The organism is Leclercia sp. M50 (assembly GCF_037150775.1).
GTDB lineage: Bacteria > Pseudomonadota > Gammaproteobacteria > Enterobacterales > Enterobacteriaceae > Enterobacter.
In genome coordinates this window covers 1-23,734 of record NZ_JBBCPK010000019.1, presented here as the reverse complement: position 1 = coordinate 23,734, position 23,734 = coordinate 1, and the positions used below count along the sequence as shown (strand labels likewise).

Sequence of the window (23,734 nt, the reverse complement as noted above, 5' to 3'; positions counted from 1 at the left end):
GGTTTGCGCCCCGCTGTCACCCTTCGGTGAGCATCCCTACCCGCAGGGTGGCGGCAATATTGCGCGAAGCGCGATAAATATTGTCAAACGCGCCGCGGAACGCCTCTTCCAGGGTGCTGATACTGGTCAGGACGCTGAACACCGCGTCGATGCCATATTGATGAACCACCGCGACATCGCTGGTCAGGCTGCCGGCGATGCCGATGACCGGCTTGCGATATTTACTGGCGACGCGCGCCACGCCCACCGGCACTTTGCCGTGAATACTTTGACTGTCCAGGCGCCCTTCGCCGGTCACCACCCAGGTGCAGTCGTGAATATGCTCTTCGAGATTCAGCGCCTGGGTGACGATTTCAATGCCGCTCTTCAGCTCCGCGCCGAGGAACGCCATCAGCGCGGCACCCATGCCGCCTGCCGCACCCGCACCGGGGACATTTTTAACCTCAATACGCAGCGCGGTATTAATCACATCAGCGTAGTGAGAAAGATTGTTGTCGAGCTCGGTGATGTTGGCTTCTGTCGCCCCTTTCTGCGGGCCGAAGATGCGGGAGGCACCCTGCTCGCCGATCAGCGGATTGCTCACGTCGCAGGCCACCCGGATCGCGCAGGTTTTGAGACGCGGATCGAGCAACGAAATATCAATATTGTTTAACGCCATCAGGCTGCCACCGCCGTGGCCAATCTCGGTGCCGTTGGCATCGGTCAGTTTTGCCCCCAGCGCCTGAACCATCCCTGCGCCGCCGTCGTTGGTGGCGCTGCCGCCAATCCCGATAATGATATTGCGCGCACCTTTATCGAGTGCGGCAAGGATCAGCTCGCCCGTCCCGCGGGAGGTGGTAATCAGCGGGTTGCGCTGTGCCGGAGGAACCAGTGCCAGTCCGCTCGCCGCCGCCATCTCAATAAACGCCGTCACGCCATCGCCGGAGATCCCCCAGCAGGCATTGACACTTTCGCCCAATGGCCCCGTCACTACTGCATGCTGCATCGTGCCATTGGTGGCGGCAACCATCGCTTCAACCGTGCCTTCCCCGCCATCCGCAACGGGAACCGAAACATACTCTGCATCGGGAAAGATCTCCCGAAAGCCTTTTTCTATCGCCTGCGCTACCTCGGTGGCAGACAGGCTTTCTTTGTAAGAGTCAGGGGCGATTACGATTTTCATAGTTATAGCCTGTTACCGCTTAAGGCAAAAATAGCGGGCGCGTTCCCGCGCCCGTCTTTGTTAGCGAGAAACTTCCACTTTCGCCAGTTTTTCGTAATAGCACGCGAGGGCGCTGTGGTCTGCCGTTCCCAGCCCATCTGCGCGCAGGGCCTGCATCATCTCCATTACCGCCGCGGTCAGGGGTAGCTGTGCCCCCACGCCGTGAGAGGTATCCAGCGCGTTCGCCAGATCCTTGATGTGCAGATCGATACGGAAACCCGGCTTGAAGTTACGATCCATGACCATTGGCGCTTTGGCATCCAGTACGGTGCTGCCCGCCAGGCCGCCACGGATGGCCTGATACACCAGATCCGGGTTAACGCCCGCTTTGGTCGCCAGGGTCAGGGCTTCAGACATCGCGGCGATGTTCAGGGCCACGATGACCTGGTTTGCCAGCTTGGTGACGTTACCGGCACCAATCTCACCGGTATGCACCACGGAGCCGGCCATCGCTTTCAGCAGGTCGTAGTATTTGTCGAAGATGGCTTTGTCGCCGCCCACCATCACAGAGAGGGTGCCGTCGATAGCTTTCGGCTCGCCGCCGCTCACCGGCGCATCCAGCATGTCGATGCCTTTTGCTTTTAACGCCTCGCTGATTTCACGGCTGGCCAGCGGTGCGATGGAGCTCATGTCGATCAGCACGGTGCCAGGTTTTGCCCCTTCGATGATGCCGCCTTCGCCCAGCGCCACCTCTTTAACGTGCGGGGAGTTTGGCAGCATGGTGATGATCACATCGCACTGCTCAGCAATGGCTTTTGCCGTGGTGGCCGTTTCTGCGCCTGCGGCGATCACTTCGGCAATGGCTTCCGGGTTACGGTCTGCAACCACCAGTGAGTAACCTGCTTTGATGAGGTTTTTACTCATTGGTTTACCCATGATACCCAGGCCAATAAAACCAACTTTCAGTGTCATAATTGCGTCTCTCTTTATTCAGTGGTGGTGGTTATTTCTTGAAGGAATCCGCTAACTTCTGGGTGGCGGAGCGGAACACGCCGAGATCGCTGCCGACGGCGACAAAGGTTGCGCCCCACTCCAGATAGCGGCGGGCATCAGCCTCGACCGGTGCCAGAATGCCGGACGGCTTACCGTGCGCTTTGGCGCGGGCAAAGATATGCTGGATGGCGCGCTGCACTTCCGGGTGATTTGCGTTCCCCAGGTGGCCAAAGGCGGCCGCCAGATCGCTTGGGCCGACAAAGATGCCGTCTACGCCGTCAGTGGCGGCGATGGCATCGACGTTGTCCACGCCCTGCTGGCTCTCAATCTGCACCAGGATGGTGATGTTTTTGTTCGACTGGGCGAGGTAGTCCGGCACGGTGCCAAACATATTGGCGCGATGGGAGACCGACACGCCGCGAATGCCTTCTGGCGGATAACGGGTGGAGGCCACCGCCTGCACCGCCTCTTCGACGTTTTCCACAAACGGGATCAGGAAGTTATAGAAACCAATATCCAGCAGACGCTTGATGATCACCGGCTCATTGGTCGGCACACGAACCACCGGCGCGCTGTGGCTGCCTTTCAGCGCCATCAGCTGCGGGATAAAGGTGGTGACGTCGTTCGGCGCATGTTCACCGTCCAGCACCAGCCAGTCAAAACCTGCCAGCCCCAGCACTTCGGTGCTGATTGGGCTTGCCAGCGCGGACCAGCAGCCAATCTGAATCTGATGTGCCGCGAGGGCCGCTTTAAATTTGTTTGGGAAAATATCGTTACTCATCGCTTATACCTTTGCTTATTTCTGCAATTCCATACGTTTGATGTCGCCCACTACGAACAGGTAGCAGAACATCGCCATCAGCGCCGAACACCCTACGAACAGCAGTGCCGCGTTGAACGAATGCAGTTCACTGACCAGATAGCCAATCACCAGCGGAGTGACGATTGACGCTACGTTGCCAAAGACGTTAAACACACCCCCGCACAGGCCAACAATCTCTTTCGGTGCGGTATCGGATATGACCGGCCAGCCCAGGGCACCAAACCCTTTACCGAAGAAGGCCAGCGCCATCAGCGCGACCACCAGCGTGGTGTTGTTGGTGTAGTTGCACAGAATGATTGAGGAGGCCAGCAGCATACCCAGCACGATCGGCAGCTTACGCGCCAGGGTAATCGACTTGCCTTGCTTAATCAGGTGATCCGAGAATACGCCGCCCAGTACGCCGCCGGCAAAGCCGCACAGCGCCGGAATGGATGCCACCAGGCCCACTTTCAGAATCGACATCCCCTTCTCCTGCACCAGATAAATCGGGAACCAGGTGAGGAAAAACCAGGTGATGGTGTTGATAAAGTATTGCCCGAAAAAGACGCCCAGCATCATGCGGTTAGACAATAACTGTTTGATGTAATGCAGCTTCGGACCGCTGGCCGCTTTGTCGCCTGGCTTTTTGTGATCCATATCGACCACCGCGCCGCCCTCCTTAATGAACTTCAGTTCATCGGCGCTTATGCCTGGATGGTCGGTCGGGTTATGAATAAACTTCGCCCACATGCCGGTCAGCACAAAGCCAATCACCCCCATTACGGTAAAGACATGTTCCCAGCCCCAGGCGAAGGTCAGCCAGCCGAGCAGCGGGGAGAAGAGCGCCAGCGAGAAATATTGCGCGGCGTTAAAAATAGCTGATGCCGTACCGCGCTCTTTGGTCGGGAACCAGGCCGCCACGATACGGGCGTTAGCCGGGAAGGATGGCGCCTCGGAGAAGCCGAGCATAAAGCGCATAAAGAACATTGAAATGCCCGCCCACGCCAGCGGGAAGAGATCGACAAACCCCTGCAGGAAGGTGAACAGCGACCAGAAGAAGAGGCTGTAGGTATAGACCTTTTTCGAGCCGAATTTGTCCAGCAGCCAGCCGCCGGGGATCTGCATCAGCAGATAGGCCCAGCCGAAGGCGGAGAAGATGTAGCCCATCGACACGGCACTTAATTGCAGCTCTTTGGCGACTTCCGTTCCGGCAATAGAGAGCGTGGCGCGGTCAGCGTAATTGACAGCGGTAACAATAAAAATGATGAGTAATATTAAATAACGGGTGGGGAAACCCTTTTTAGTTTCAACGGTAGTATCCAGCAACATGTTTATTTCCTCTGGTACATCAATGAAATTATTTTTATTGTTTTAAGAAAGAGGCAGTCCTGATTATTTGCTCATTAGAGGTAATTACGGTTAATTAACCAAATCCATGAAAGCGTTAATGAGTATAATCAAGCGTCCACCACCACGCATTGTCGCATTGCTCAATTATCAACTTTATTGTGAATATTATTTTGAGCATATGCACAAACCCCTGGGCGCTGATGCACAGATTTCGCCATTGCTCCCCTTATGGGCAGGCCACCGTCATAAATGAGTGATCGCGATCACATTATTAATTCCCCATGCCTGACATTCTTTATTCCACTGAGCAGAGTCTTTATTTTTTATAACGAGAAAATATAGTTACTCTTTGATCAATTAATTATCCCCCACGCGCTGGAGAATACTGGACAATGGCCGACATCGAAATTCGTCAAACGTCGCCGACCGCGTTTTATATTAAGGTACATGAGACCGATAACGTGGCGATTATTGTTAACGATCAGGGGTTAAAAGCCGGAACGCGTTTCCCGGACGGACTTGAACTCATCGAGCATATTCCACAGGGCCATAAAGTGGCGCTGGTGGATATCCCGGCGCAGGGCGAAATCGTGCGTTATGGCGAAGTCATCGGCTACGCCGTGCGCGCCATCCCCCAGGGCAGTTGGATTGATGAGTCGCTGGTTGCCCTGCCGGAAGCCCCGCCGCTGCACACCCTGCCACTGGCAACCCGCGTACCGGAGCCGCTACCTGCGCTTGAAGGCTACACCTTTGAAGGTTATCGCAATGCGGACGGCAGCGTAGGCACCAAAAACCTGCTCGGCATCAGCACCAGCGTGCACTGCGTGGCGGGCGTGGTCGATTATGTAGTGAAGATCATCGAACGCGATCTGCTGCCAAAATACCCCAACGTCGACGGCGTGGTGGGTCTGAACCACCTTTACGGCTGCGGCGTGGCGATCAACGCTCCGGCGGCAATTGTCCCTATCCGCACCATCCACAATATCGCCCTGAACCCGAACTTCGGCGGCGAAGTGATGGTTATCGGCCTCGGCTGCGAGAAGCTGCAACCCGAAAAGCTGCTCCAGGGCACCGAAGACGTGCAGGCGATCCCGGTGGATGACGCCAGCATCGTGCGTCTGCAGGATGAGCAGCATGTCGGCTTCCGGTCGATGGTGGATGACATTCTGCAGGTCGCTGAGCGCCATCTGGCAAAACTGAATCAGCGCCAGCGTGAAACCTGCCCGGCCTCTGAGCTGGTGGTGGGAATGCAGTGCGGCGGCAGCGATGCCTTCTCGGGCGTGACCGCCAACCCGGCAGTGGGCTATGCCTCGGATCTGCTGGTGCGCTGTGGCGCCACGGTAATGTTCTCCGAAGTGACCGAAGTGCGCGACGCGATCCATCTCCTGACGCCGCGCGCCATCAACGAAGAGGTGGGCAAACGCCTGCTGGAGGAGATGGCCTGGTACGATAACTATCTCGACATGGGCAAGACCGACCGCAGCGCCAACCCGTCACCGGGCAACAAGAAAGGCGGCCTGGCGAACGTGGTAGAAAAAGCGCTGGGCTCCATCGCCAAATCGGGCAAGAGCGCCATCGTTGAAGTGCTTTCCCCGGGTCAGCGCCCGACTAAACGTGGCCTGATCTACGCCGCCACGCCAGCCAGTGATTTCGTCTGCGGTACCCAGCAGGTGGCCTCCGGGATCACCGTTCAGGTCTTCACCACCGGTCGCGGCACCCCGTACGGCCTGATGGCGGTGCCGGTCATTAAAATGGCGACCCGTACCGAGCTGGCGAACCGCTGGTTTGACCTGATGGATATCAACGCGGGCACTATCGCTACCGGCGAAGAGAGCATTGAGGATGTGGGCTGGAAGCTGTTCCACTTCATCCTCGACGTGGCGAGTGGACGTAAGAAGACTTTCTCCGATCAATGGGGATTACATAACCAGCTGGCGGTATTTAACCCGGCTCCGGTGACCTGAGTTTGCAGTAAACCTCCTTTAGCATGGCTTCGGCCATGCTTTTTTTTTGCCTTTCGTTCTGGCTGATGCGCGCCATTCCGAATTTTTGCCGATCTGAAGTAATTATCGTCTGACGGGACAAGCGCTGCCTATCTTAAGACCTGCCAGTACCCACCTTTTCTGGCACCGACCCGTTGTACCTTACCCTTGCTTTGTAATGCGCTAAGGTAGCGTTCTACCGTACGGGAGGTTACACCGAGCATTGAGGCCAGGGTAGAAGCTGTCATTTTTGGCTGGGCAATCAGAAGTTGCAGGATGGCATCCTCTTTTTCCGACATTTGTTCCGACATTTGTTCCGACAATGCATGCGGGGTTGCGATACTTTCACGCAGCGCATCGGCAAGATTGTGTAGCATAAATTCTACAAAAGCCGTGCAATCGCTGGCTTTATCACACTGCCCAAGGATGGCGTAGTACCGCTCTTGCTGAAAGTGGATCAGCGTTTCCACCGGCAACCAGGCCAGCTCGGCACGCCAGTGGCTGAGGATAAGAGTCTGCCAGAGACGCCCCATACGGCCATTACCGTCGGCAAAGGGATGGATAAATTCAAATTCATAGTGGAATACAGAGCTGGCAATTAGCGGGTGCAAGTCTGTGGCATTAAGCCAGCCAAGCAGCTCATCCACCAGACGAGGTACCTGAGATGCAGGAGGTGCCATATGCACCAGTTGGTTACCACGATAGATCCCGACATCCCCCTGGCGCAGTTGCCCGGGATTATCTACGAGCCCCTTCATCAGGAGCCGATGGGCACTCAGCAAATCTTTCAGACGACTGGCTTGCCAGATATTCAGGTGCTCATAGGCCTGGATGGCGTTTCTGACTTCCTGAATATCTTTTGCCGGGGCCAGCACCCGCTTTCCATCCATAATTGCGGTCACCTGCCCGGTGGTCAGCGAATTATGTTCAATGGCTAACGACGCCTGGATAGTACGAATACGATTCTCTTTACGCAGCAGAGGTGAAGCTCGCCCCGTATAAGCAGCCCAGTGTCCCAGCAGTTCTCCCGTTTCAACCACCAGATTAAGGATTGCAGACGTAATCGTAAAAGGCGGTTGATAACGGCTCACGAGCTTACTCCCCCTGCTGCTCCAGCGCATATTTATACAGCGCATTCTTTTTCACGCCGTGGATCTCCGCCGCCAGCGCGGCCGCTTTCTTCAGCGGCAGTTCAGCCTGCAGCAGCGCGAGGGTGCGCAGGGCATCCGCAGGCAGGGCGTCCTCTTCGGCCTTGTGCCCTTCGACAATCAGCACCATCTCGCCCTTGCGGCGGTTTTCATCCTCTTTCACCCATGCCAGCAGCTCGCCAACCGGCAGGCCGTAGATGGTCTCCCAGGTTTTGGTCAGCTCACGGGCCAGCACCACGTAACGCGCCTCTCCCCAGACGGCGACCATGTCTTCCAGGCTCTCCAGCAGACGGTGGGTCGATTCGTAGAAGATCAGCGTGCGCGGTTCGGCCTCCAGCGCCTTCAGCACGTCGCGACGACCTTTGGATTTAGCGGGCAGGAAGCCTTCGTAGCAGAAGCGGTCAGACGGCAGGCCCGCCGCGCTCAGGGCGGCAATGGCGGCACACGGCCCCGGTAACGGGACAACCCGAATGCCCGCCTCGCGGCAGGTGCGGACCAGATGGTAGCCCGGATCGTTAATCAGCGGCGTGCCGGCATCGGAGACCAGGGCGATGTTCTGCCCCTCTTTCAGCTTTGCCACCAGCGTCTCGGCCTTTTGCTGCTCGTTATGATCGTGCAGGGCAAACAGGCGGGCGTTAATGGCGAAGTGTTGCAGCAGCAGGCCAGTGTGGCGGGTATCTTCAGCCGCAATAAGATCAACGCTTTGCAATACGGTGAGCGCACGTTGGGTAATATCAGATAAATTCCCGATAGGAGTAGGTACAATATATAGCTGACCCTGAGAATTATCTGCCGTTTCGTGTTGTTTCATTGTTTCATCCGTATTGCCGATTTAATATTGAGCATTGCGTAAAAAATATCACTGGATACAGTATGGTACCCTTAACGTTTTTTCATAATAAAGCCACGCGCAGCCTTCCGCTGGTGCTGGCAGCCCTGTTCTTTGCAGGCTGTGGCACACAGTCGCCCGATCAAAGTGCTGCCCACATGGAGGGTACAGCCCAGGCTGACTCCGGCTTCTATCTGCACCAGATGGAGCAGAGCTCGAATGATACCAGGATCAACTGGCAATTACTCGCCATTCGTGCACTGCTGAAAGAGGGTAAAACCCAGCATGCCACCGATCTGTTTAACCAGTTGCCGCAGGATCTGACCGATACCCAGCGTCGCGAACAGTCCCTGCTGGCCGCCGAGCTGAAAATTGCGCAGAACGATGCTGCCGGCGCTAAGAAGCTCCTCGGCAATATCGACATCAGCGCGCTGGATAAAAATCAGCAGGCGCGTTTCTGGCAGGCCGGTATCGCCGCTGAGCAGGGGCGTCCTTCCCTGACGCTGCTGCGGGCGTTGATCGCCCAGGAGCCGCTGCTCTCCGCCGCGGAAAAACAGAAAAATATCGATGCCACCTGGCAGACGCTCTCCGCCATGAATCCCGATCAGGCTAACGCGCTGGTGATTAACGCCGACGAAAATATCCTGCAGGGCTGGCTGGATCTGCAGCGCGTCTGGTTCGATAACCGCAACGATCCGGATATGCTGAAGGCCGGGATCAAAGACTGGCAAACCCGCTATCCGAATAACCCGGGCGCAAGCATGCTGCCAACGCAACTGGTTAATGTACAGAACTTCAAGCCAGCCTCCACCAGCAAAATCGCCCTGCTGCTGCCATTAGGTGGCCAGGCCGCCGTCTTTGGCCGCACGATCCAGCAGGGTTTTGAAGCGGCGAAAAACGGTACTGCCGCCGTCGCGGGCAGCGCGGTTCCCGCCCAGGTCGCCCAGGCCGCTAATGCCGGTGATGTGGTGAGCCCATCCAGTGCCGAAACCAACGATCTGACCGCAACCCAGCCTGTCGCAGCTCAGCCAGGCACGCTTCAGAATCCGGTGCAGGCCCCTGCCACTCCGCAACCTGTCGCCGCGCCGGAAGGCAACGTACAGGAAGGCGATGTGCAGGAGCCGGTGCAGACTCCGGTCACGACACAAGAGACGCAGACCGTCGCCCAACCACAGGCCATGGGTAACCCATCTGCGGAGATAAAAGTGTATGACACCAGCAACCAGCCGCTCGATCAGGTGCTGAGTCAGGTGCAGCAGGATGGCGCCAGCATCGTGGTAGGCCCGCTGCTGAAAAACAACGTGGACGAGCTGGTGAGAAGCAACACACCGCTGAACGTGCTGGCGCTGAACCAGCCGGAGCAGGTGCAGAATCGCCCTAACGTCTGCTACTTTGCCCTGTCGCCAGAAGACGAAGCCCGCGATGCGGCCCGCCATATCCATGAGCAAGGTAAGCAGGCTCCCCTGCTGCTCATCCCGCGCAGCCAACTGGGCGATCGCGTCGCGACTGCCTTTGCCCAGGAGTGGCAACAGCTGGGTGGCGGCATCGTCCTGCAGCAGAAATTTGGCTCAGCCTCAGAACTGCGCGCAGGCGTGAACGGCGGAGCGGGTATTGCCCTCAGCGGTAGCCCGGTGACTGCCAGCCTGCCACAGCAGCAGAGCGTGACGATTGGTGGTCTGACTATCCCGGCTCCGCCAACGGATGCGCAGATCAGCGGCGGCGGTAACGTCGATGCGGCCTACATTGTCGCCACCCCGGAAGAGATCGCCTTTATCAAACCGATGATCGCCATGCGTAACGGCAGCCAGGCGGGCGTGTCGCTGTACGCCAGCTCACGCAGCGCACAGGGCACCGCAGGCCCGGACTTCCGTCTTGAGATGGAAGGGCTGCAGTACAGCGAAATCCCGATGCTCGCAGGGGCAAACCCAGAGCTGATGCAGCAGGCGCTCAGCAGCGTGCGTAACGACTACTCGCTGGCGCGCCTGTATGCCATGGGCGTGGATGCCTGGGCGCTGGCGAACCACTTCACCCAGATGCGCCAGGTGCCGGGCTTTACCCTTAACGGCAACACCGGCGATCTCACCGCCACTCAGGACTGCGTGATTAACAGGAAGTTATCATGGCTCAAATACCAGCAGGGACAGATCGTTCCGGCCAGTTAACCCGCAAACAGACCGGCGACGCGCGCGAATTACAGGCGCGTCGCTGGCTTGAGCGCAAAGGACTGCGCTTTATCGCCGCCAACGTTCGCGGACGCGGCGGTGAAATTGACCTTATCATGCAGGACGGCCCGTCCATCGTGTTCATTGAGGTGCGCTACCGCCAGTCATCCCGTTACGGCGGGGCCGCCGCCAGCGTGACCCGGGCCAAGCAACAAAAATTGTTACACACCGCCCAGTTGTGGCTTGCCCGGCATAATGGCAGCTTTGACACTGTGGATTGCCGGTTCGATGTGGTAGCCTTCACCGGAAACGCCATCGAATGGTTCAAAAACGCCTTCGGCGAAGACGCGTAAATCAGATCGTTAAGGGATACCGTGCTCGAAAGAATTAAGGTTTGCTTCACGGAAAGCATTCAGACTCAGATTGCAGCAGCAGAAGCGCTGCCGGACGCCATCTCCCGCGCGGCGATGACGCTGGTTCAGTCCCTGCTTAACGGCAACAAAATTCTCTGTTGTGGTAATGGCACCTCGGCCGCCAACGCACAGCATTTTGCTGCCAGTATGATCAATCGTTTTGAGACAGAGCGCCCCAGTTTACCTGCCATTGCACTTAATACCGATAACGTGGTCTTAACGGCGATTGCCAACGATCGTCTTCATGATGAGATCTACGCCAAGCAGGTGCGCGCGTTAGGGCATGCCGGTGATGTCCTGCTGGCCATCTCCACGCGCGGCAACAGCCGTGACATCGTGAAAGCCGTGGAAGCGGCCGTCACGCGCGATATGACCATCGTTGCGCTGACCGGTTACGACGGCGGTGAGCTGGCAGGGCTGTTAGGTCCGCATGATGTTGAGATCCGTATTCCTTCCCACCGCAGCGCGCGCATTCAGGAGATGCATATGCTGACGGTGAACTGTTTATGCGATCTGATCGATAACACGCTTTTCCCTCACCAGGATGATTAAGGAGTAAACATGAAGGCACTTTCGCCCCTCGCAGTCCTTATTTCTGCGCTGCTGCTTCAGGGATGTGTGGCTGCAGCGGTAGTGGGTACCGCCGCAGTGAGTACCAAAGCCGCGACTGACCCGCGTACCGTGGGCACGCAGGTGGATGACGGCACCCTTGAACTGCGCGTGAACAGCGCACTCTCCAAAGACCAACAGATTAAGAAAGAAGCGCGTATTAACGTAACGGCTTATCAGGGCAAGGTTTTACTGGCCGGCCAGGCGCCGAATACCGAACTTGCCTCCCGCGCGAAGCAAATTGCGATGGGTGTAGAAGGGACGACCGAGGTATTTAACGAAATACGTCAGGGCCAGCCGATTGGCCTGGGTGCCGCCTCAAATGACACCTGGATCACCACCAAAGTGCGCTCCCAGCTGCTGGGTAGCGATCAGGTGAAATCCTCTAACGTGAAAGTGACCACCGAGAACAGCGAAGTCTTCCTGCTCGGCCTGGTGACCGAGCGTGAAGGTAAAGCGGCGGCGGATATCGCCAGCCGGGTGAGCGGCGTGAAACACGTGACTACCGCCTTCACCTACATCAAGTAATCTCCCCCGCCCTCTGCCGCTGGCAGAGGGCGCTCATTCCTCTCCCTGCGCCTGCTCCCTGATTTTCGCCGACGGAATAACATTGACTCCTGCCGGTGCTGCACCCAGCGCCTCCTGCAGCATAACCTGCGCCACATCCCGCGCCTCGACAGACTTCCAGTTGCCGGGCAGCAGACTGAACAGCGGGGAAAACAGCGACTCGCTGAAGCGATGCTTCTCCCGCTCCCCCAGCAGCATTGAAGGACGCACAATGGTGAGCCGCTCCCACTTCTGGGCGATCAGGGCCTCTTCCATTTTGCCTTTCACCTTGTTGTAGAAGAACGGTGAATGCGCGTTAGCTCCCATGGCGCTCACTACCAGGAAATGCTTCGCCCCGAGTCGTTTGCCGGTCAGCGCAGTATCCACCACCAGCGTGTAATCGGCATGGATAAAGGCCTCTTTGCTGCCCGCCTCACGCCGGGTGGTGCCCAGACAGCAAAAGACGGTATCTACCGGATCCTGAACCTGTGCCAGCGCATCGGTCAGCTGCGGATCGTGGGGATTAAACACCCCTTCGATATCGCTCAGCGGGCGACGCGTCGGGGCGGCGATATAGTTGATCTTCTGCTCCTGGATTAGCATACGCAGCAGGTGCCCACCCACAAGGCCGGTCGCGCCGGTAATTAAAACCTGACTCATTACTCCTCCTTTGCAGATTAGTCCGTATGCGATTTCATGCCGCTCAACCACACTTAGTGGTCTGAACGTTAAGTATTTACCACAAGCTGGAAAAAAGCTGTCTGAAGCCAAAACAACGGAGGAAGCATGAGCAAGAAAATTGCGGTCTTGATTACCGACGAGTTTGAAGATTCAGAATTTACCTCACCTGCCGAGGCGTTTCGTAAGGCGGGCCATGAGGTGATCACCATTGAAAAAGAGGCAGGCAAAACGGTAAAAGGCCATAAGGGCGAGGCCAGCGTGACCATCGATAAAACCATCGATGAGGTGAGCCCGTCTGACTTTGACGCCCTGTTACTGCCGGGTGGGCACTCCCCGGACTCGCTACGCAGCGATACGCGTTTCGTGACCTTTACCCGGGATTTTGTCTCCAGCGGGAAACCGGTCTTTGCTATCTGCCACGGTCCACAGCTGCTCATCAGCGCTGAGGTTGTGCGCGGACGTAAACTGACGGGCGTGAAATCGATCGCCATCGATCTGAAAAACGCCGGGGCCGATTTTCACGATCAGGAGGTAGTCATCGATAACGATCAGCTGGTTACCAGCCGGACGCCAGAAGATCTTATCGCCTTTAACCGTGAGGCGTTGCGCTTACTCGGCGCGTAGCCAGTGATGTTTTTTGCCAAAGCCTAACGTGTTGTCAGTGAACTTCAGTTCATCCAGACGGATCTCCCATACCGGAGCTGGCATGGCAGCGGCAACCGGAAAGCGACGAAGATAGTGCTTGCGCATCACGTCGCTTTCCTCTCCTTCCAGACGACGAATCTCCCCTTTGAACTGCACCCCGCGGATTAACGCCACGGTTTTGGGCTGCCCGTTGACGGTGCCTGCAACTTTCGCCTGTTTGCCGCTCATCTGCGCATGACGGGTTTTGTCTTCGCTTAAGACGTAGAACGCGACGCGCTGCGGGTCATAATAGTAAAAGGCATTGGCACACCACAGCTCATCGTCATGGTGTACGCACCAGGTGACCACGTGCTGCTTCGCCAGCCAGTGGTTGATGGCGGCCAGAGTTTTCATTTCGCTTCTCTCTCATGCTAAGGTGCACTCACCTTAACATACTGAATCTGTCGCCGTGTGCTGGTTTCTCTATCTTGTTCGAACCGCTGATAATGCGCTCTATACGGGCATCACAACCGATGTGCCGCGCCGCTTCCTGCAACATCAGACGGGAAAAGGGGCGAAGGCGTTGAGGGGTAAAGGAGAGCTGACGCTGGCGTTTTCCGCGGTCGCAGGCGATCGCTCGCTGGCGCTCCGGCTGGAGTACCGCATTAAACAGCTCACGAAGCGCCAGAAAGAGCGCCTCGTCAGCGGAGACGGGACGTTTGAGGCGCTACGCGAGAGCCTGCAAAGGCCGCCGGTTAAAAGCTATTGAAGCGATCGTGGTATTCCACCAGGCCGCTCACGCCGTTAAGCGCATCGTCGGCCAGACGGTGGACCTGGAAAGCCGACTCGGTGCCCGGCCAGCGGCAACGCAGATCGTAATGTGCCGCTTTCTCGAAGCCTAAACGGCTGTAGAAGTCCGGATCGCCCAGCGTCACGACCGCGGCGTAGCCAAACTCATTGAGTGAATCCAGCCCTTCGTAGACCAGCTGGCGCGCCAGGCCCTGTCCGCGATAGTTTTCATCCACCGCCAGCGGCGCCATGGCAACCCACTGCAGCTCTTCGCCCTGCACGATGACCGGGCTAAAGGCCACGTAGCCAACGACCTGACCTTCATCATCGGTGGCGACCAGACCCAGCGTAATCAGGCCGTCTTCACGAAGATCGCGAACCAGTTGCGCTTCACCTTCCCCTTCAAACGACCGGCGTAATAAGGCGTCAATACCCGGGGCATCGATGCCAATTTCTACTCGAATCAACATGGCTCACCTACAGAAGTGTGTTTACTTTCCGGCGGAGTTTTCAGACCCGCCTCGACAAAATCGGCCAGTTGCAACAGGGCCACGCGCAGCGGCTTCGGCATCTGTTCCAGTTCAATCGCATCCATCAGGTTTTTGACATACAGACCTAACTCGGTATCGCCTTCAATCACCAGACGACGCTGGAAGAAGAGCGTGTCGGGATCCTGCTTGCGTGCCGCGATCATCAGCAGATCGCTGGCGTCAGCGCTAAAGCTGACGTCCGCCTCGGCGGATTCGCGCACCACCAGCTGTTCATTTTCAACGGAGGTGTACCAGCGCAGACCAATATCCCGCACCTCGATACGTAACCAGCGCCCTTCAAGAAATTCCAGCTCGCCATCCGCCAGCGCCTGGCGGAATTGCCAGCTGAGCACCTGCTCCAGTACCTGGCGCTTCAGGGCAAAGGGCGCGAGCTTAACCGGCACGCTCAGCAGCGACGGGCCAAATTGTACGAGACGTGAACGCAGTTTATCCAGCACGAGCAATACTCCTGATATCTATGGTCCTGATATTTTGCCATATCCAGTCGTCGGTATAGCGGGGTAAATCAACAAACTGACATCCGGCGTAACCCATTATTGGTGTCATCAATACGCCATTAGCTGCCTTAAATCAAAAATTGTCGCCGGATGGTTAATTAAAATCCCTGTTCGATAACAATTTTGCATCCCTCTGGGGCTGCGAACGTCAGGATAAATTATGGAGCTGCTCTGCCCTGCCGGGAACTTACCGGCGCTAAAGGCGGCCATCGAAAACGGCGCCGATGCGGTTTATATCGGGCTGAAGGACGATACCAATGCCCGTCACTTCGCTGGTCTCAATTTTACCGAGAAAAAACTGCAGGAAGCGGTGAGCTTCGTACATCTTCATCGCCGTAAACTGCATATCGCTATCAATACCTTTGCCCACCCCGACGGCTATCAACGCTGGCAGCGCGCGGTGGATATGGCGGCACAGCTGGGTGCCGACGCCCTGATTCTGGCCGATCTCGCCATGCTGGAGTATGCCGCAGAACGCTATCCCCACATTGAGCGCCATGTCTCCGTACAGGCGTCTGCTACCAACGAAGAGGCCATACGCTTTTATCATCGACATTTTGAGGTGTCGCGCGTGGTGCTGCCGCGCGTGCTCTCTATTCATCAGGTTAAGCAACTGGCGCGGGTCACGCCAGTTCCGCTGGAAGTTTTTGCCTTTGGCAGCCTGTGCATCATGGCTGAAGGGCGTTGCTACCTCTCTTCTTATCTCACCGGGGAATCGCCCAACACCGTGGGCGCCTGCTCCCCTGCCCGCTACGTGCGCTGGCAGCAAACCCCGCAGGGGCTGGAGTCGCGTCTGAACGAGGTGCTGATCGACCGCTATCAGGATGATGAAAACGCCGGCTATCCGACGCTGTGCAAAGGTCGCTATCTGGTGGATGGCGAGCGCTACCATGCACTGGAGGAGCCCACCAGCCTGAACACCCTTGAACTGCTGCCGGAACTGCTGGCCGCCAATATCGCCTCGGTGAAAATCGAAGGACGCCAGCGCAGCCCGGCCTATGTCAGCCAGGTGGCAAAAGTGTGGCGCCAGGCGATCGATCGCTGCATGGCAAATCCGCAGAGCTATACGCCAGAACCGGCGTGGATGGAGACGCTCGGCTCGATGTCCGAAGGCACGCAGACCACGCTGGGTGCGTATCACCGTAAATGGCAGTGAGATAAAGCATGAAATATTCATTAGGACCGGTGCTCTATTACTGGTCGAAAGAGACGCTGGAAGACTTTTATCAGCAGGCGGCAACCAGCCAGGCGGATGTGATCTACCTCGGCGAGGCGGTCTGTAGTAAGCGTCGCGCTACAAAGGTGGGTGACTGGCTGGAGATGGCGAAAACCCTGGCCGACAGTGGCAAGCAGGTCGTGCTCTCTACACTGGCGCTGGTTCAGGCCTCGTCAGAACTGAATGAGCTCAAGCGCTACGTGGAGAACGGTGAATTTCTGCTGGAGGCCAGCGATCTCGGCGTAGTGAACCTGTGCGCCGAGCGCAAGTTGCCGTTTGTCGCCGGGCATGCGCTGAACTGCTACAACGCCGTGGCGCTGCGCCTGCTGCTCAGACAGGGGATGACGCGCTGGTGTATGCCGGTGGAACTCTCCCGAGACTGGCTGGTGAACATCCTGGCGCAGTGCGACGAGCTGGGGATCCGCAATCAGTTTGAAGTGGAAGTGCTCAGCTACGGGCATCTGCCGCTGGCTTACTCCGCCCGCTGCTTTACCGCGCGTTCAGAGAACCTGCCGAAAGATGAGTGCGAAACCTGCTGCATCAAATACCCCAACGGACGCAGTATGCTGTCGCAGGAGAACCAGCAGGTGTTTGTCCTCAACGGCATTCAGACCATGAGCGGCTACGTTTACAACCTCGGCAACGAACTGGCCTCAATGAAAGGGCTGGTGGATATGGTGCGTCTGTCGCCGCTGGGCACCGATACCTTCGCCATGATCGACGCCTTCCGCGCCAATGAAAATGGCGCTGCCCCACTGCCGCTGACGGCGAACAGCGAGTGCAACGGCTACTGGCGACGTCTCGCCGGGCTGGAGCTGCAGGACTAAAAAAGGCTCACTTTGTTAACAACGACTGTAAAATTTTAATGCACTATTAAAGATTCACCGTCGACAAAGTGAGCTGCTATGACTGATAAATCCATTCCGTTTTCGGTGCTGGACCTGGCGCCGATCCCTGAAGGCTCCTCGGCAAGGGAAGCCTTTACCCACTCACTGGATCTCGCCCGCCTGGCTGAACAGCGCGGCTATCATCGCTACTGGCTGGCGGAACACCACAATATGGTCGGGATCGCCAGCGCCGCCACCTCAGTGCTGCTCGGCTATCTGGCGGCGAATACCACGACGCTCCATTTAGGCTCGGGCGGCGTGATGCTGCCTAACCATTCGCCGCTGGTTATTGCCGAGCAGTTTGGCACCCTCAATACCCTCTATCCGGGCCGTATCGACCTGGGACTGGGTCGCGCACCGGGCAGCGATCAGCCTACCATGCGCGCCCTGCGTCGCCATATGAGCGGTGACATCGATAACTTCCCCCGCGACGTGCTTGAACTGGTGGAGTGGTTTGATGCCCGTGACCCAAATCCGCAGGTGCGTCCGGTGCCGGGCTACGGCGAGCAGATCCCGGTGTGGCTGTTAGGCTCCAGCCTCTACAGCGCGCAGCTGGCCGCGCAGCTGGGCCTGCCGTTTGCGTTTGCCTCGCACTTTGCGCCGGATATGCTGCACCAGGCGCTGCATCTCTATCGCACTAACTTTAAGCCTTCGGCGCGGCTGGAAAAACCGTATGCGATGGTGTGCATCAACATCATTGCCGCTGACAGCAACCGCGATGCGGAATTCCTGTTTACCTCCATGCAGCAGGCCTTTATGAAGCTGCGCCGCGGCGAGACGGGGCAACTGCCACCGCCGGTGGAGAATATGCACCAGCTATGGTCGGCATCAGAACAGTATGGCGTGCAGCAGGCGTTAAGCATGTCGCTGGTAGGGGATAAAGCGAAGGTGCGTCACGGGCTGGAAGCGGTGCTGCGTGAGACGCAGGCTGATGAGATCATGGTCAACGGCCAGATCTTCGATCACCAGGCGCGTCTGCATTCGTTCGATCTGGCGATGCAGGTGAAAGAGGAGCTGGTGGGGTAGTTTTTTGCCGGGCGGCGCTGCGCTTGCCCGGCCTACTCCATCCCTGTAGGCCCGGTAAGCGAAGCGCCACCGGGCATTATGTTCACTGATATACAGGCAGCAGATTTAAGCTCGACAGCATGTGGACCACTGCGTTGCCGATACCGAACACCAGGATCAGCGCAATCATCGGCTTGCCGCCCCAGACGCGGAATTTTGGGCTACCGAAGCGCTTGCGTGATTTACGCGCCAGCAGCGCCGGAACAATCGCCGCCCAAATCGTTGCCGCCAGCCCCGCATAGCCAATGGCATACAGGAAACCGTTCGGCCACAGCAGGCCACCAATGACCGGCGGCAGGAAGGTCAGCAGCGCGGTTTTCAGACGCCCCAGCGCAGAGTCATCAAAGCCACAGAGATCGGCCAGATAGTCAAACAGCCCCAGGGTCACGCCAAGGAACGAGCTCGCCACGGCGAAGTTGGAGAAGATCACCAGCAGCAGGTCCAGACTGCGGCTGTTGAGCACGCCACTCAGCGCCTGCACCAGCACATCAATATTCCCGCCCTTCTGCGCAATGCCGATGAACTCCGGACGCGGAATGTTACCCATCGTCCCCAGCAGCCAGATGACATACAGCCCCAGCGCCAGCAGCGTGCCGTAGACCAGGCAGCGGGTGATGGTGCGCGGATCTTTGCCGTAATATTTCATCAGGCTCGGCACATTACCGTGATAGCCAAACGACGCCAGACAGAACGGCAGGGTCATCAGCAGATAGGGTGAATACGACGTGTTGCTCTGCGCCACGTTAAACAGCGTGGCGGGCGTAACATGCCCCAGCAGGCTGCCGAAGGTCAGGAAAAAGGTGATGACTTTGGCGCCCAGCACAATGGCCGTCATCCGGCTCACCGCTTTGGTACTCATCCAGACGATAAACGCCACACCCAGGGCGAAGCAGAGCCCCGCCAGCCGCGCCGGTACGTTCAGCGACATCTCTGCGAAGGTGTGATGCAGAATCGAACCGCTCGCCGAGATATAGGCGTAGGTCAGGATATAGAGCACAAAGGCAATGGAGATACCGTTGACGATATTCCAGCGCTTGCCCAGCAGGTCGCGGGTGATGGTGTCAAAGCTCGACCCAATGCGGTAGTTGAGATTAGCTTCGAGGATCATCAGCCCCGAGTGCAGCATACAGAACCAGGTAAAGACCAGCGCCGCCAGCGACCAGAAGAACCACGCCCCGGACATGACCACCGGCAGGGAGAACATCCCCGCACCTATGATGGTGCCGCCGATGATCACCACACCGCCGAGCAGTGAAGGTGACGTTTGGGTGGTGGTTAGTGTCGCCATACAGCCTTTTCTCCAGTCAATAATTTGGGACCTGCATCTTAATGTGCTGCACTGTACCAGTACAATAGTACAAAAGAAATAAAAAAAGCCCCGATAAAAATATCGGGGCTGTATATTTTACTTTACGCTACAGGGCGTGAAGATTACGCGTCACGACGACGAACCGGGCCATCTTCGCGACGTGGGCCACGGCTTTCACGACGCTCACCGCTGAAACGGCCTGCACCTGGTGCAGCCCCTTCACGACGAGGTCCACGACCGCCTTCACGACGCTCGCCACCGAAGCTGCGGCCACCGCCACGACGTTCGCCGCCACGGTCCGGACGCGGCTGAGCATCGCCCAGCAGCTGCATGTTCATCGGCTTGTTCAGGATGCGGGTACGGGTAAAGTGCTGCAGAACCTCGCCCGGCATACCTTTTGGCAGTTCGATGGTGGAGTGGGTACCGAACAGCTTGATGTTACCGATGTAACGGCTGCTGATGTCGCCTTCGTTAGCAATCGCGCCAACGATATGACGAACTTCAACACCATCATCACGACCCACTTCAATGCGGTACAGTTCCATTTCGCCAGCATCACGACGTTCGCGACGTGGACGGTCTTCACCACCACGCTCTGGACGGTCGCCACGCGGGCCACGATCGTTGCGGTCGCCACGACGTTCGAAACGATCGTCACGGTCACGGAACTCACGCTTAGGACGCATCGGTGCATCTGGCGGCACGATCAGAGAACGTTCGCCCTGCGCCATCTTCAGCAGTGCAGCGGCCAGCGTTTCGATATCCAGCTCTTCGCCTTCGGCGGTCGGCTGGATCTGCGTCAGCAGCGCACGGTACTGATCCAGATCGCTGCTCTCCAGCTGCTGCTGGACTTTCGCGGCGAATTTTTCCAGACGGCGTTTGCCCAGCAGCTCTGCGTTTGGCAGGTCTGCTTCTGGAATGGTCAGCTTCATGGTGCGTTCGATGTTACGCAGCAGACGACGCTCGCGGTTCTCAACGAACAGCAGCGCACGGCCCGCACGACCTGCACGACCGGTACGGCCGATACGGTGAACGTAAGACTCGGAGTCCATCGGGATGTCGTAGTTAACAACCAGGCTGATACGTTCAACGTCCAGACCACGTGCTGCCACGTCGGTTGCAATCAGGATATCCAGACGACCGTCTTTCAGACGCTCCAGCGTCTGCTCACGCAGCGCCTGGTTCATGTCGCCGTTCAGCGCTGCGCTGTTGTAGCCGCTACGCTCCAGGGCTTCTGCCACTTCCAGGGTCGCATTTTTGGTACGAACGAAGATGATCGCCGCATCAAAATCTTCTGCTTCCAGGAAACGCACCAGCGCTTCGTTTTTACGCATACCGTACACAGACCAGTAGCTCTGGCTGATGTCCGGGCGAGTGGTCACGCTGGACTGGATGCGCACTTCCTGCGGCTCTTTCATGAAGCGGCGGGTAATGCGACGGATCGCTTCCGGCATGGTGGCAGAGAACAGGGCGGTCTGATGACCTTCCGGGATCTGCGCCATGATGGTTTCTACGTCTTCGATGAAGCCCATGCGGAGCATTTCGTCAGCTTCATCCAGTACCAGACCGCTCAGTTTAGAGAGATCCAGCGTACCGCGTTTCAGGTGATCCAGCAGACGACCCGGCGTACCGACGACGATCTGTGGACCCTGACGCAGGGCGCGTAACTGCACGTCATAACGCTGGCCGCCGTAAAGGGCAACCACGTTTACGCCGCGCATGTGTTTAGAGAATTCAGTCATAGCTTCCGCCACCTGAACAGCCAGTTCACGGGTCGGAGCCAGTACGAGGATCTGCGGTGCACGCAGGTCCGGGTCAATGTTATTCAGCAGCGGCAGCGAGAACGCTGCGGTTTTACCGCTACCAGTCTGGGCCATGCCCAGCACGTCACGACCAGAGAGCAGATGTGGGATACATTCTGCCTGGATCGGAGATGGTTTTTCGTAACCCAGATCGTTAAGGGCTTCAAGGATAGGAGCCTTCAGGCCCAGATCTGCAAAAGTGGTTTCGAATTCAGCCATGTAGTACGAGTGCCTCAATGTCAATGGCGGCCAGTCTACATAACTTATCGTGAAAATTTTCAGTAATTTTCATTGAAAGTGTGAACCGGCTCAAAGTAGGTGTATTGACGAACAACAACGCCCTCACCAGTAAAGGTGATGGCAATCAAAAGATTACGGGCTGATGTTTATGTCGTCAGCTATTGCTGGTCCGATTCTGCCAGGTCGTCATGCTCCTGGCCCAAGAGCGATAATTCCAACAATGCATAACGGTGCTCAACGTAGTTGTGTACGTTGTTAGCAACCGCTAACTTGAACAGTGCCGTAGCGCTGTCCGTATCCCCCAGACTTAGGTAGTACTTACCTAAATAGAAGTTGGTTTCACTGAGATGCTCAGCGAGCGAGGTGTTATCCGTTGCGTCCGCCTTCAAGCGTTCCATTAGCGTTGCTTCGCTAATGTCGCCCAGGTAGAACTCGACAATATTCCATCCCCACTGCTCCTTGTCCGATTTGTCGAAGCGTTGCTTTAACGCATCTTTAGCCTGCTTTTCGTCGAGCTTCTGCTCAACAATGAAAAGCCACAGGCTACGGAAAGGATCGTTAGGATCGTCTTGATAAAACGCCAGCAGATCATCTTGCGCTAACTTGTCACGACCGCCGTAATACAATGCGATACCGCGATTCAAGTGCGCGTAGTTGTAAGTTGGATCAAGCTCAAGTACAGAATCAAACGCTTCATAGGCAGCATCAAAATTGCCTGCCTGCGTTAAATAAATGCCTAAGTAATTGAATACTTCAGGCATATCCGGTCGGATCGCCAACGCTTGTGAAAAATCATTTCGCGCCAGTGCCCTCAGACCGAGACTATCATACAACACTCCGCGCTCATATAAAAGCTGTGCGCGTTCGTCATCGGTTAAAGCCCGACTGGCAAGAATTTGTTCCATGCGTGCCAGAATCACTTCCTGCTGCAAAGTCGGTTGCAGTGGCACTGCGAGGACTTCACTTTTACGCCAGGCAGAGTTGCTGCATCCTGCCAGCGTCAAAGCTGTCGCAACGAAACACCAGCGCAGAAAAGGCTTCATTTCCCACTCCCGAAGACAACTATTGGATGAACGTCCTGTCCCCCGGCGGCTTAACAAGGCGTCCTGCCTGATAACAAGCCCCCCGCTTGCACGGGGGGCAAACGGCAACCTTACTCGCCCTGTTCGCCAGCCGGAGCTTCCGGCGCAGCGGCAGGCTGAGACTGCTCGGTCGCTTCTTTGATGCTCAGACGAATACGGCCCTGACGGTCAACTTCGAGAACTTTAACCGGCACTTCCTGACCCATCTGCAGGTAATCGGTCACTTTCTCAACGCGCTTGTCAGCGATCTGAGAGATGTGAACCAGACCTTCTTTACCGCCACCGATGGCAACGAATGCGCCAAAGTCAACGATACGGGTCACTTTACCATTGTAGACACGGCCCACTTCGATCTCGGCAGTGATCTCTTCGATACGACGGATAGCGTATTTCGCTTTCTCGCCGTCGGTCGCTGCGATCTTCACAGTACCGTCATCTTCGATTTCGATGGTGGTGCCAGTCTCTTCGGTCAGGGCACGGATAACAGAACCGCCTTTACCGATAACGTCTTTGATCTTGTCCGGGCTGATCTTAATGGTGTGGATACGTGGAGCGAACTGAGAAATATCGCCACGCGGGGCGTTGATCGCCTGTTCCATCACGCCCAGGATGTGCAGACGTGCACCTTTAGCCTGGTTCAGCGCAACCTGCATGATCTCTTTGGTGATGCCTTCAATTTTGATATCCATCTGCAGGGCAGAGATACCTTCGCGGGAACCCGCGACTTTGAAGTCCATGTCACCCAGGTGATCTTCGTCGCCCAGGATGTCAGACAGAACAACGAAGTTGTCGCCTTCTTTCACCAGACCCATTGCGATACCCGCAACGGCCGCTTTCACCGGTACGCCCGCATCCATCAGTGCCAGAGAAGCACCGCACACGGAAGCCATAGAAGAGGAACCGTTAGATTCGGTGATTTCAGAAACCACACGAACGGTGTACGGGAATTTATCAGCATCTGGCATCACAGCCAGCACGCCGCGCTTCGCCAGACGACCGTGACCAATTTCACGACA

At 57.0% G+C, this 23,734-nt stretch carries 25 protein-coding genes; 10 read left to right on the top strand and 15 right to left on the bottom strand.

The features are described 5' to 3' along the window. Positions 1-16: 16 nt before the first annotated feature. Genes garK through WFM46_RS06835 form a run of 4 tightly spaced genes read right to left on the bottom strand, consistent with a single transcriptional unit; the run spans position 17 to position 4,265 of the window. Positions 17-1,162, bottom strand: coding sequence for a glycerate 2-kinase (gene garK, locus WFM46_RS06850; protein ID WP_325941777.1), 1,146 nt, complete (start codon positions 1,160-1,162; stop codon positions 17-19). 60 nt (positions 1,163-1,222) lie between these two features. Further along, positions 1,223-2,113, bottom strand: coding sequence for a 2-hydroxy-3-oxopropionate reductase (gene garR, locus WFM46_RS06845; RefSeq protein WP_103177141.1), 891 nt, complete (start codon positions 2,111-2,113; stop codon positions 1,223-1,225). A gap of 31 nt (positions 2,114-2,144) precedes the next feature. Further along, entirely contained in the window at positions 2,145-2,915 is a 771-nt protein-coding gene (garL, locus tag WFM46_RS06840) for a 2-dehydro-3-deoxyglucarate aldolase (RefSeq protein ID WP_039031683.1), read from the bottom strand. A 15-nt stretch (positions 2,916-2,930) separates the two neighbouring features. After that, positions 2,931-4,265 carry an MFS transporter gene (locus WFM46_RS06835; RefSeq protein WP_103177143.1) on the bottom strand — a complete coding sequence of 445 codons (1,335 nt, stop codon included), beginning with the start codon at positions 4,263-4,265 and terminating at the stop codon, positions 2,931-2,933. Positions 4,266-4,678: 413 nt separating this feature from the next. On the opposite strand from WFM46_RS06835, the gene garD reads away from it, so the two are divergent. After that, entirely contained in the window at positions 4,679-6,250 is a 1,572-nt protein-coding gene (gene garD, locus WFM46_RS06830; RefSeq protein ID WP_103824902.1) for a galactarate dehydratase, read from the top strand. A 128-nt stretch (positions 6,251-6,378) separates the two neighbouring features. Here garD and WFM46_RS06825 read toward each other — a convergent pair whose 3' ends face one another. Both WFM46_RS06825 and rsmI read right to left on the bottom strand, forming a co-directional pair. Then, entirely contained in the window at positions 6,379-7,359 is a 981-nt protein-coding gene (locus WFM46_RS06825) for a Fic family protein (RefSeq protein ID WP_159339895.1), read from the bottom strand. 4 nt (positions 7,360-7,363) lie between these two features. Beyond that, complete coding sequence (gene rsmI, locus WFM46_RS06820) at positions 7,364-8,227, bottom strand: 16S rRNA (cytidine(1402)-2'-O)-methyltransferase (RefSeq protein ID WP_336997298.1); 864 nt, start codon at positions 8,225-8,227, stop codon at positions 7,364-7,366. A 62-nt stretch (positions 8,228-8,289) separates the two neighbouring features. Between rsmI and WFM46_RS06815 the strand changes: the two genes are divergently transcribed. Genes WFM46_RS06815 through dolP form a run of 4 tightly spaced genes read left to right on the top strand, consistent with a single transcriptional unit; the run spans position 8,290 to position 11,957 of the window. Then, positions 8,290-10,407, top strand: a complete 2,118-nt coding sequence (locus tag WFM46_RS06815; protein ID WP_336997297.1) for a penicillin-binding protein activator — start codon at positions 8,290-8,292, stop codon at positions 10,405-10,407. Then, complete coding sequence (locus WFM46_RS06810) at positions 10,365-10,760, top strand: YraN family protein (RefSeq protein ID WP_103177148.1); 396 nt, start codon at positions 10,365-10,367, stop codon at positions 10,758-10,760. Before WFM46_RS06815 ends, WFM46_RS06810 begins: the two co-directional genes overlap by 43 nt. 21 nt (positions 10,761-10,781) lie before the next feature. Continuing rightward, positions 10,782-11,372: a DnaA initiator-associating protein DiaA gene (gene diaA / locus WFM46_RS06805; protein ID WP_032614385.1), complete on the top strand. Its 591-nt coding sequence runs from the start codon at positions 10,782-10,784 to the stop codon at positions 11,370-11,372. A 9-nt stretch (positions 11,373-11,381) separates the two neighbouring features. Beyond that, complete coding sequence (gene dolP / locus WFM46_RS06800) at positions 11,382-11,957, top strand: division/outer membrane stress-associated lipid-binding lipoprotein (protein WP_103177149.1); 576 nt, start codon at positions 11,382-11,384, stop codon at positions 11,955-11,957. A gap of 33 nt (positions 11,958-11,990) precedes the next feature. Here dolP and WFM46_RS06795 read toward each other — a convergent pair whose 3' ends face one another. Continuing rightward, complete coding sequence (locus WFM46_RS06795; RefSeq protein WP_336997296.1) at positions 11,991-12,635, bottom strand: NAD(P)H-binding protein; 645 nt, start codon at positions 12,633-12,635, stop codon at positions 11,991-11,993. Between the two features lie 126 nt (positions 12,636-12,761). Between WFM46_RS06795 and WFM46_RS06790 the strand changes: the two genes are divergently transcribed. After that, a complete protein-coding gene (locus tag WFM46_RS06790) occupies positions 12,762-13,280 on the top strand; it encodes a type 1 glutamine amidotransferase domain-containing protein (RefSeq protein ID WP_103824906.1) in 519 nt (172 codons plus the stop codon). Here the strand turns inward: WFM46_RS06790 and WFM46_RS06785 are convergent. Continuing rightward, positions 13,266-13,694 carry a YhbP family protein gene (locus tag WFM46_RS06785; RefSeq protein WP_336997295.1) on the bottom strand — a complete coding sequence of 143 codons (429 nt, stop codon included), beginning with the start codon at positions 13,692-13,694 and terminating at the stop codon, positions 13,266-13,268. The two genes, WFM46_RS06790 and WFM46_RS06785, sit on opposite strands and share 15 nt — an antisense overlap. Positions 13,695-13,749: 55 nt before the next feature. On the opposite strand from WFM46_RS06785, the gene WFM46_RS06780 reads away from it, so the two are divergent. After that, entirely contained in the window at positions 13,750-14,049 is a 300-nt protein-coding gene (locus WFM46_RS06780) for a GIY-YIG nuclease family protein (protein ID WP_103177153.1), read from the top strand. On the opposite strand, the gene WFM46_RS06775 is transcribed toward WFM46_RS06780, so the two are convergent. Then, positions 14,036-14,539 (bottom strand): GNAT family N-acetyltransferase, encoded by a 504-nt coding sequence (locus tag WFM46_RS06775; protein WP_103177154.1) that lies wholly within the window; start codon positions 14,537-14,539, stop codon positions 14,036-14,038. The two genes, WFM46_RS06780 and WFM46_RS06775, sit on opposite strands and share 14 nt — an antisense overlap. Next, positions 14,533-15,057 (bottom strand): ubiquinone anaerobic biosynthesis accessory factor UbiT, encoded by a 525-nt coding sequence (gene ubiT / locus WFM46_RS06770; RefSeq protein WP_103824910.1) that lies wholly within the window; start codon positions 15,055-15,057, stop codon positions 14,533-14,535. The genes WFM46_RS06775 and ubiT overlap by 7 nt, the downstream gene beginning before the upstream one ends. Before the next feature lie 220 nt (positions 15,058-15,277). Here ubiT and ubiU point away from each other — a divergent pair, with 220 nt between their 5' ends. The 3 genes from ubiU (at position 15,278) to WFM46_RS06755 (ending at position 18,246) form a co-directional block, all read left to right on the top strand. Continuing rightward, a complete protein-coding gene (gene ubiU, locus WFM46_RS06765) occupies positions 15,278-16,273 on the top strand; it encodes a ubiquinone anaerobic biosynthesis protein UbiU (RefSeq protein WP_103177156.1) in 996 nt (331 codons plus the stop codon). An 8-nt stretch (positions 16,274-16,281) separates the two neighbouring features. Next, positions 16,282-17,160, top strand: a complete 879-nt coding sequence (locus tag WFM46_RS06760; protein WP_336997294.1) for a U32 family peptidase — start codon at positions 16,282-16,284, stop codon at positions 17,158-17,160. Positions 17,161-17,238: 78 nt separating this feature from the next. Beyond that, the gene (locus WFM46_RS06755; protein ID WP_103824913.1) at positions 17,239-18,246 is read left to right on the top strand and encodes a luciferase-like monooxygenase; all 1,008 of its coding nucleotides are present in this window, start codon (positions 17,239-17,241) and stop codon (positions 18,244-18,246) included. A gap of 82 nt (positions 18,247-18,328) precedes the next feature. On the opposite strand, the gene mtr is transcribed toward WFM46_RS06755, so the two are convergent. The 5 genes from mtr to WFM46_RS06735 form a co-directional block, all read right to left on the bottom strand. Then, entirely contained in the window at positions 18,329-19,573 is a 1,245-nt protein-coding gene (gene mtr, locus WFM46_RS06750; protein ID WP_336997293.1) for a tryptophan permease, read from the bottom strand. A 143-nt stretch (positions 19,574-19,716) separates the two neighbouring features. Then, positions 19,717-21,615, bottom strand: a complete 1,899-nt coding sequence (locus WFM46_RS06745; RefSeq protein ID WP_103177160.1) for a DEAD/DEAH family ATP-dependent RNA helicase — start codon at positions 21,613-21,615, stop codon at positions 19,717-19,719. Further along, positions 21,608-21,688 (bottom strand): protein YrbN, encoded by an 81-nt coding sequence (yrbN, locus tag WFM46_RS23815; protein ID WP_103177161.1) that lies wholly within the window; start codon positions 21,686-21,688, stop codon positions 21,608-21,610. Before yrbN ends, WFM46_RS06745 begins: the two co-directional genes overlap by 8 nt. A gap of 106 nt (positions 21,689-21,794) precedes the next feature. Further along, a complete protein-coding gene (gene nlpI / locus WFM46_RS06740) occupies positions 21,795-22,679 on the bottom strand; it encodes a lipoprotein NlpI (RefSeq protein ID WP_103177162.1) in 885 nt (294 codons plus the stop codon). Positions 22,680-22,789: 110 nt separating this feature from the next. Continuing rightward, positions 22,790-23,734: polyribonucleotide nucleotidyltransferase (locus tag WFM46_RS06735; protein WP_336997292.1), on the bottom strand; the 945-nt coding region annotated here is incomplete at its 5' end.

Bases quoted from the DNA above. Each gene is read 5' to 3' on its own strand.
- garK (WP_325941777.1), bottom strand. From the start codon at position 1,162: ATGAAAATCGTAATCGCCCCTGACTCTTACAAAGAAAGCCTGTCTGCC.
- WFM46_RS06835 (WP_103177143.1), bottom strand. From the start codon at position 4,265: ATGTTGCTGGATACTACCGTTGAAACTAAAAAGGGTTTCCCCACCCGT.
- ubiU (WP_103177156.1), top strand. From the start codon at position 15,278: ATGGAGCTGCTCTGCCCTGCCGGGAACTTACCGGCGCTAAAGGCGGCC.
- dolP (WP_103177149.1), top strand. From the start codon at position 11,382: ATGAAGGCACTTTCGCCCCTCGCAGTCCTTATTTCTGCGCTGCTGCTT.
- WFM46_RS06775 (WP_103177154.1), bottom strand. From the start codon at position 14,539: ATGTTGATTCGAGTAGAAATTGGCATCGATGCCCCGGGTATTGACGCC.
- WFM46_RS06795 (WP_336997296.1), bottom strand. From the start codon at position 12,635: ATGAGTCAGGTTTTAATTACCGGCGCGACCGGCCTTGTGGGTGGGCAC.
- WFM46_RS06755 (WP_103824913.1), top strand. From the start codon at position 17,239: ATGACTGATAAATCCATTCCGTTTTCGGTGCTGGACCTGGCGCCGATC.
- yrbN (WP_103177161.1), bottom strand. From the start codon at position 21,688: ATGAAAATTACTGAAAATTTTCACGATAAGTTATGTAGACTGGCCGCC.
- garR (WP_103177141.1), bottom strand. From the start codon at position 2,113: ATGACACTGAAAGTTGGTTTTATTGGCCTGGGTATCATGGGTAAACCA.
- WFM46_RS06810 (WP_103177148.1), top strand. From the start codon at position 10,365: ATGGCTCAAATACCAGCAGGGACAGATCGTTCCGGCCAGTTAACCCGC.
- WFM46_RS06785 (WP_336997295.1), bottom strand. From the start codon at position 13,694: ATGAAAACTCTGGCCGCCATCAACCACTGGCTGGCGAAGCAGCACGTG.
- nlpI (WP_103177162.1), bottom strand. From the start codon at position 22,679: ATGAAGCCTTTTCTGCGCTGGTGTTTCGTTGCGACAGCTTTGACGCTG.
- WFM46_RS06815 (WP_336997297.1), top strand. From the start codon at position 8,290: ATGGTACCCTTAACGTTTTTTCATAATAAAGCCACGCGCAGCCTTCCG.
- WFM46_RS06790 (WP_103824906.1), top strand. From the start codon at position 12,762: ATGAGCAAGAAAATTGCGGTCTTGATTACCGACGAGTTTGAAGATTCA.
- garD (WP_103824902.1), top strand. From the start codon at position 4,679: ATGGCCGACATCGAAATTCGTCAAACGTCGCCGACCGCGTTTTATATT.
- WFM46_RS06760 (WP_336997294.1), top strand. From the start codon at position 16,282: ATGAAATATTCATTAGGACCGGTGCTCTATTACTGGTCGAAAGAGACG.
- mtr (WP_336997293.1), bottom strand. From the start codon at position 19,573: ATGGCGACACTAACCACCACCCAAACGTCACCTTCACTGCTCGGCGGT.
- rsmI (WP_336997298.1), bottom strand. From the start codon at position 8,227: ATGAAACAACACGAAACGGCAGATAATTCTCAGGGTCAGCTATATATT.
- garL (WP_039031683.1), bottom strand. From the start codon at position 2,915: ATGAGTAACGATATTTTCCCAAACAAATTTAAAGCGGCCCTCGCGGCA.
- WFM46_RS06745 (WP_103177160.1), bottom strand. From the start codon at position 21,615: ATGGCTGAATTCGAAACCACTTTTGCAGATCTGGGCCTGAAGGCTCCT.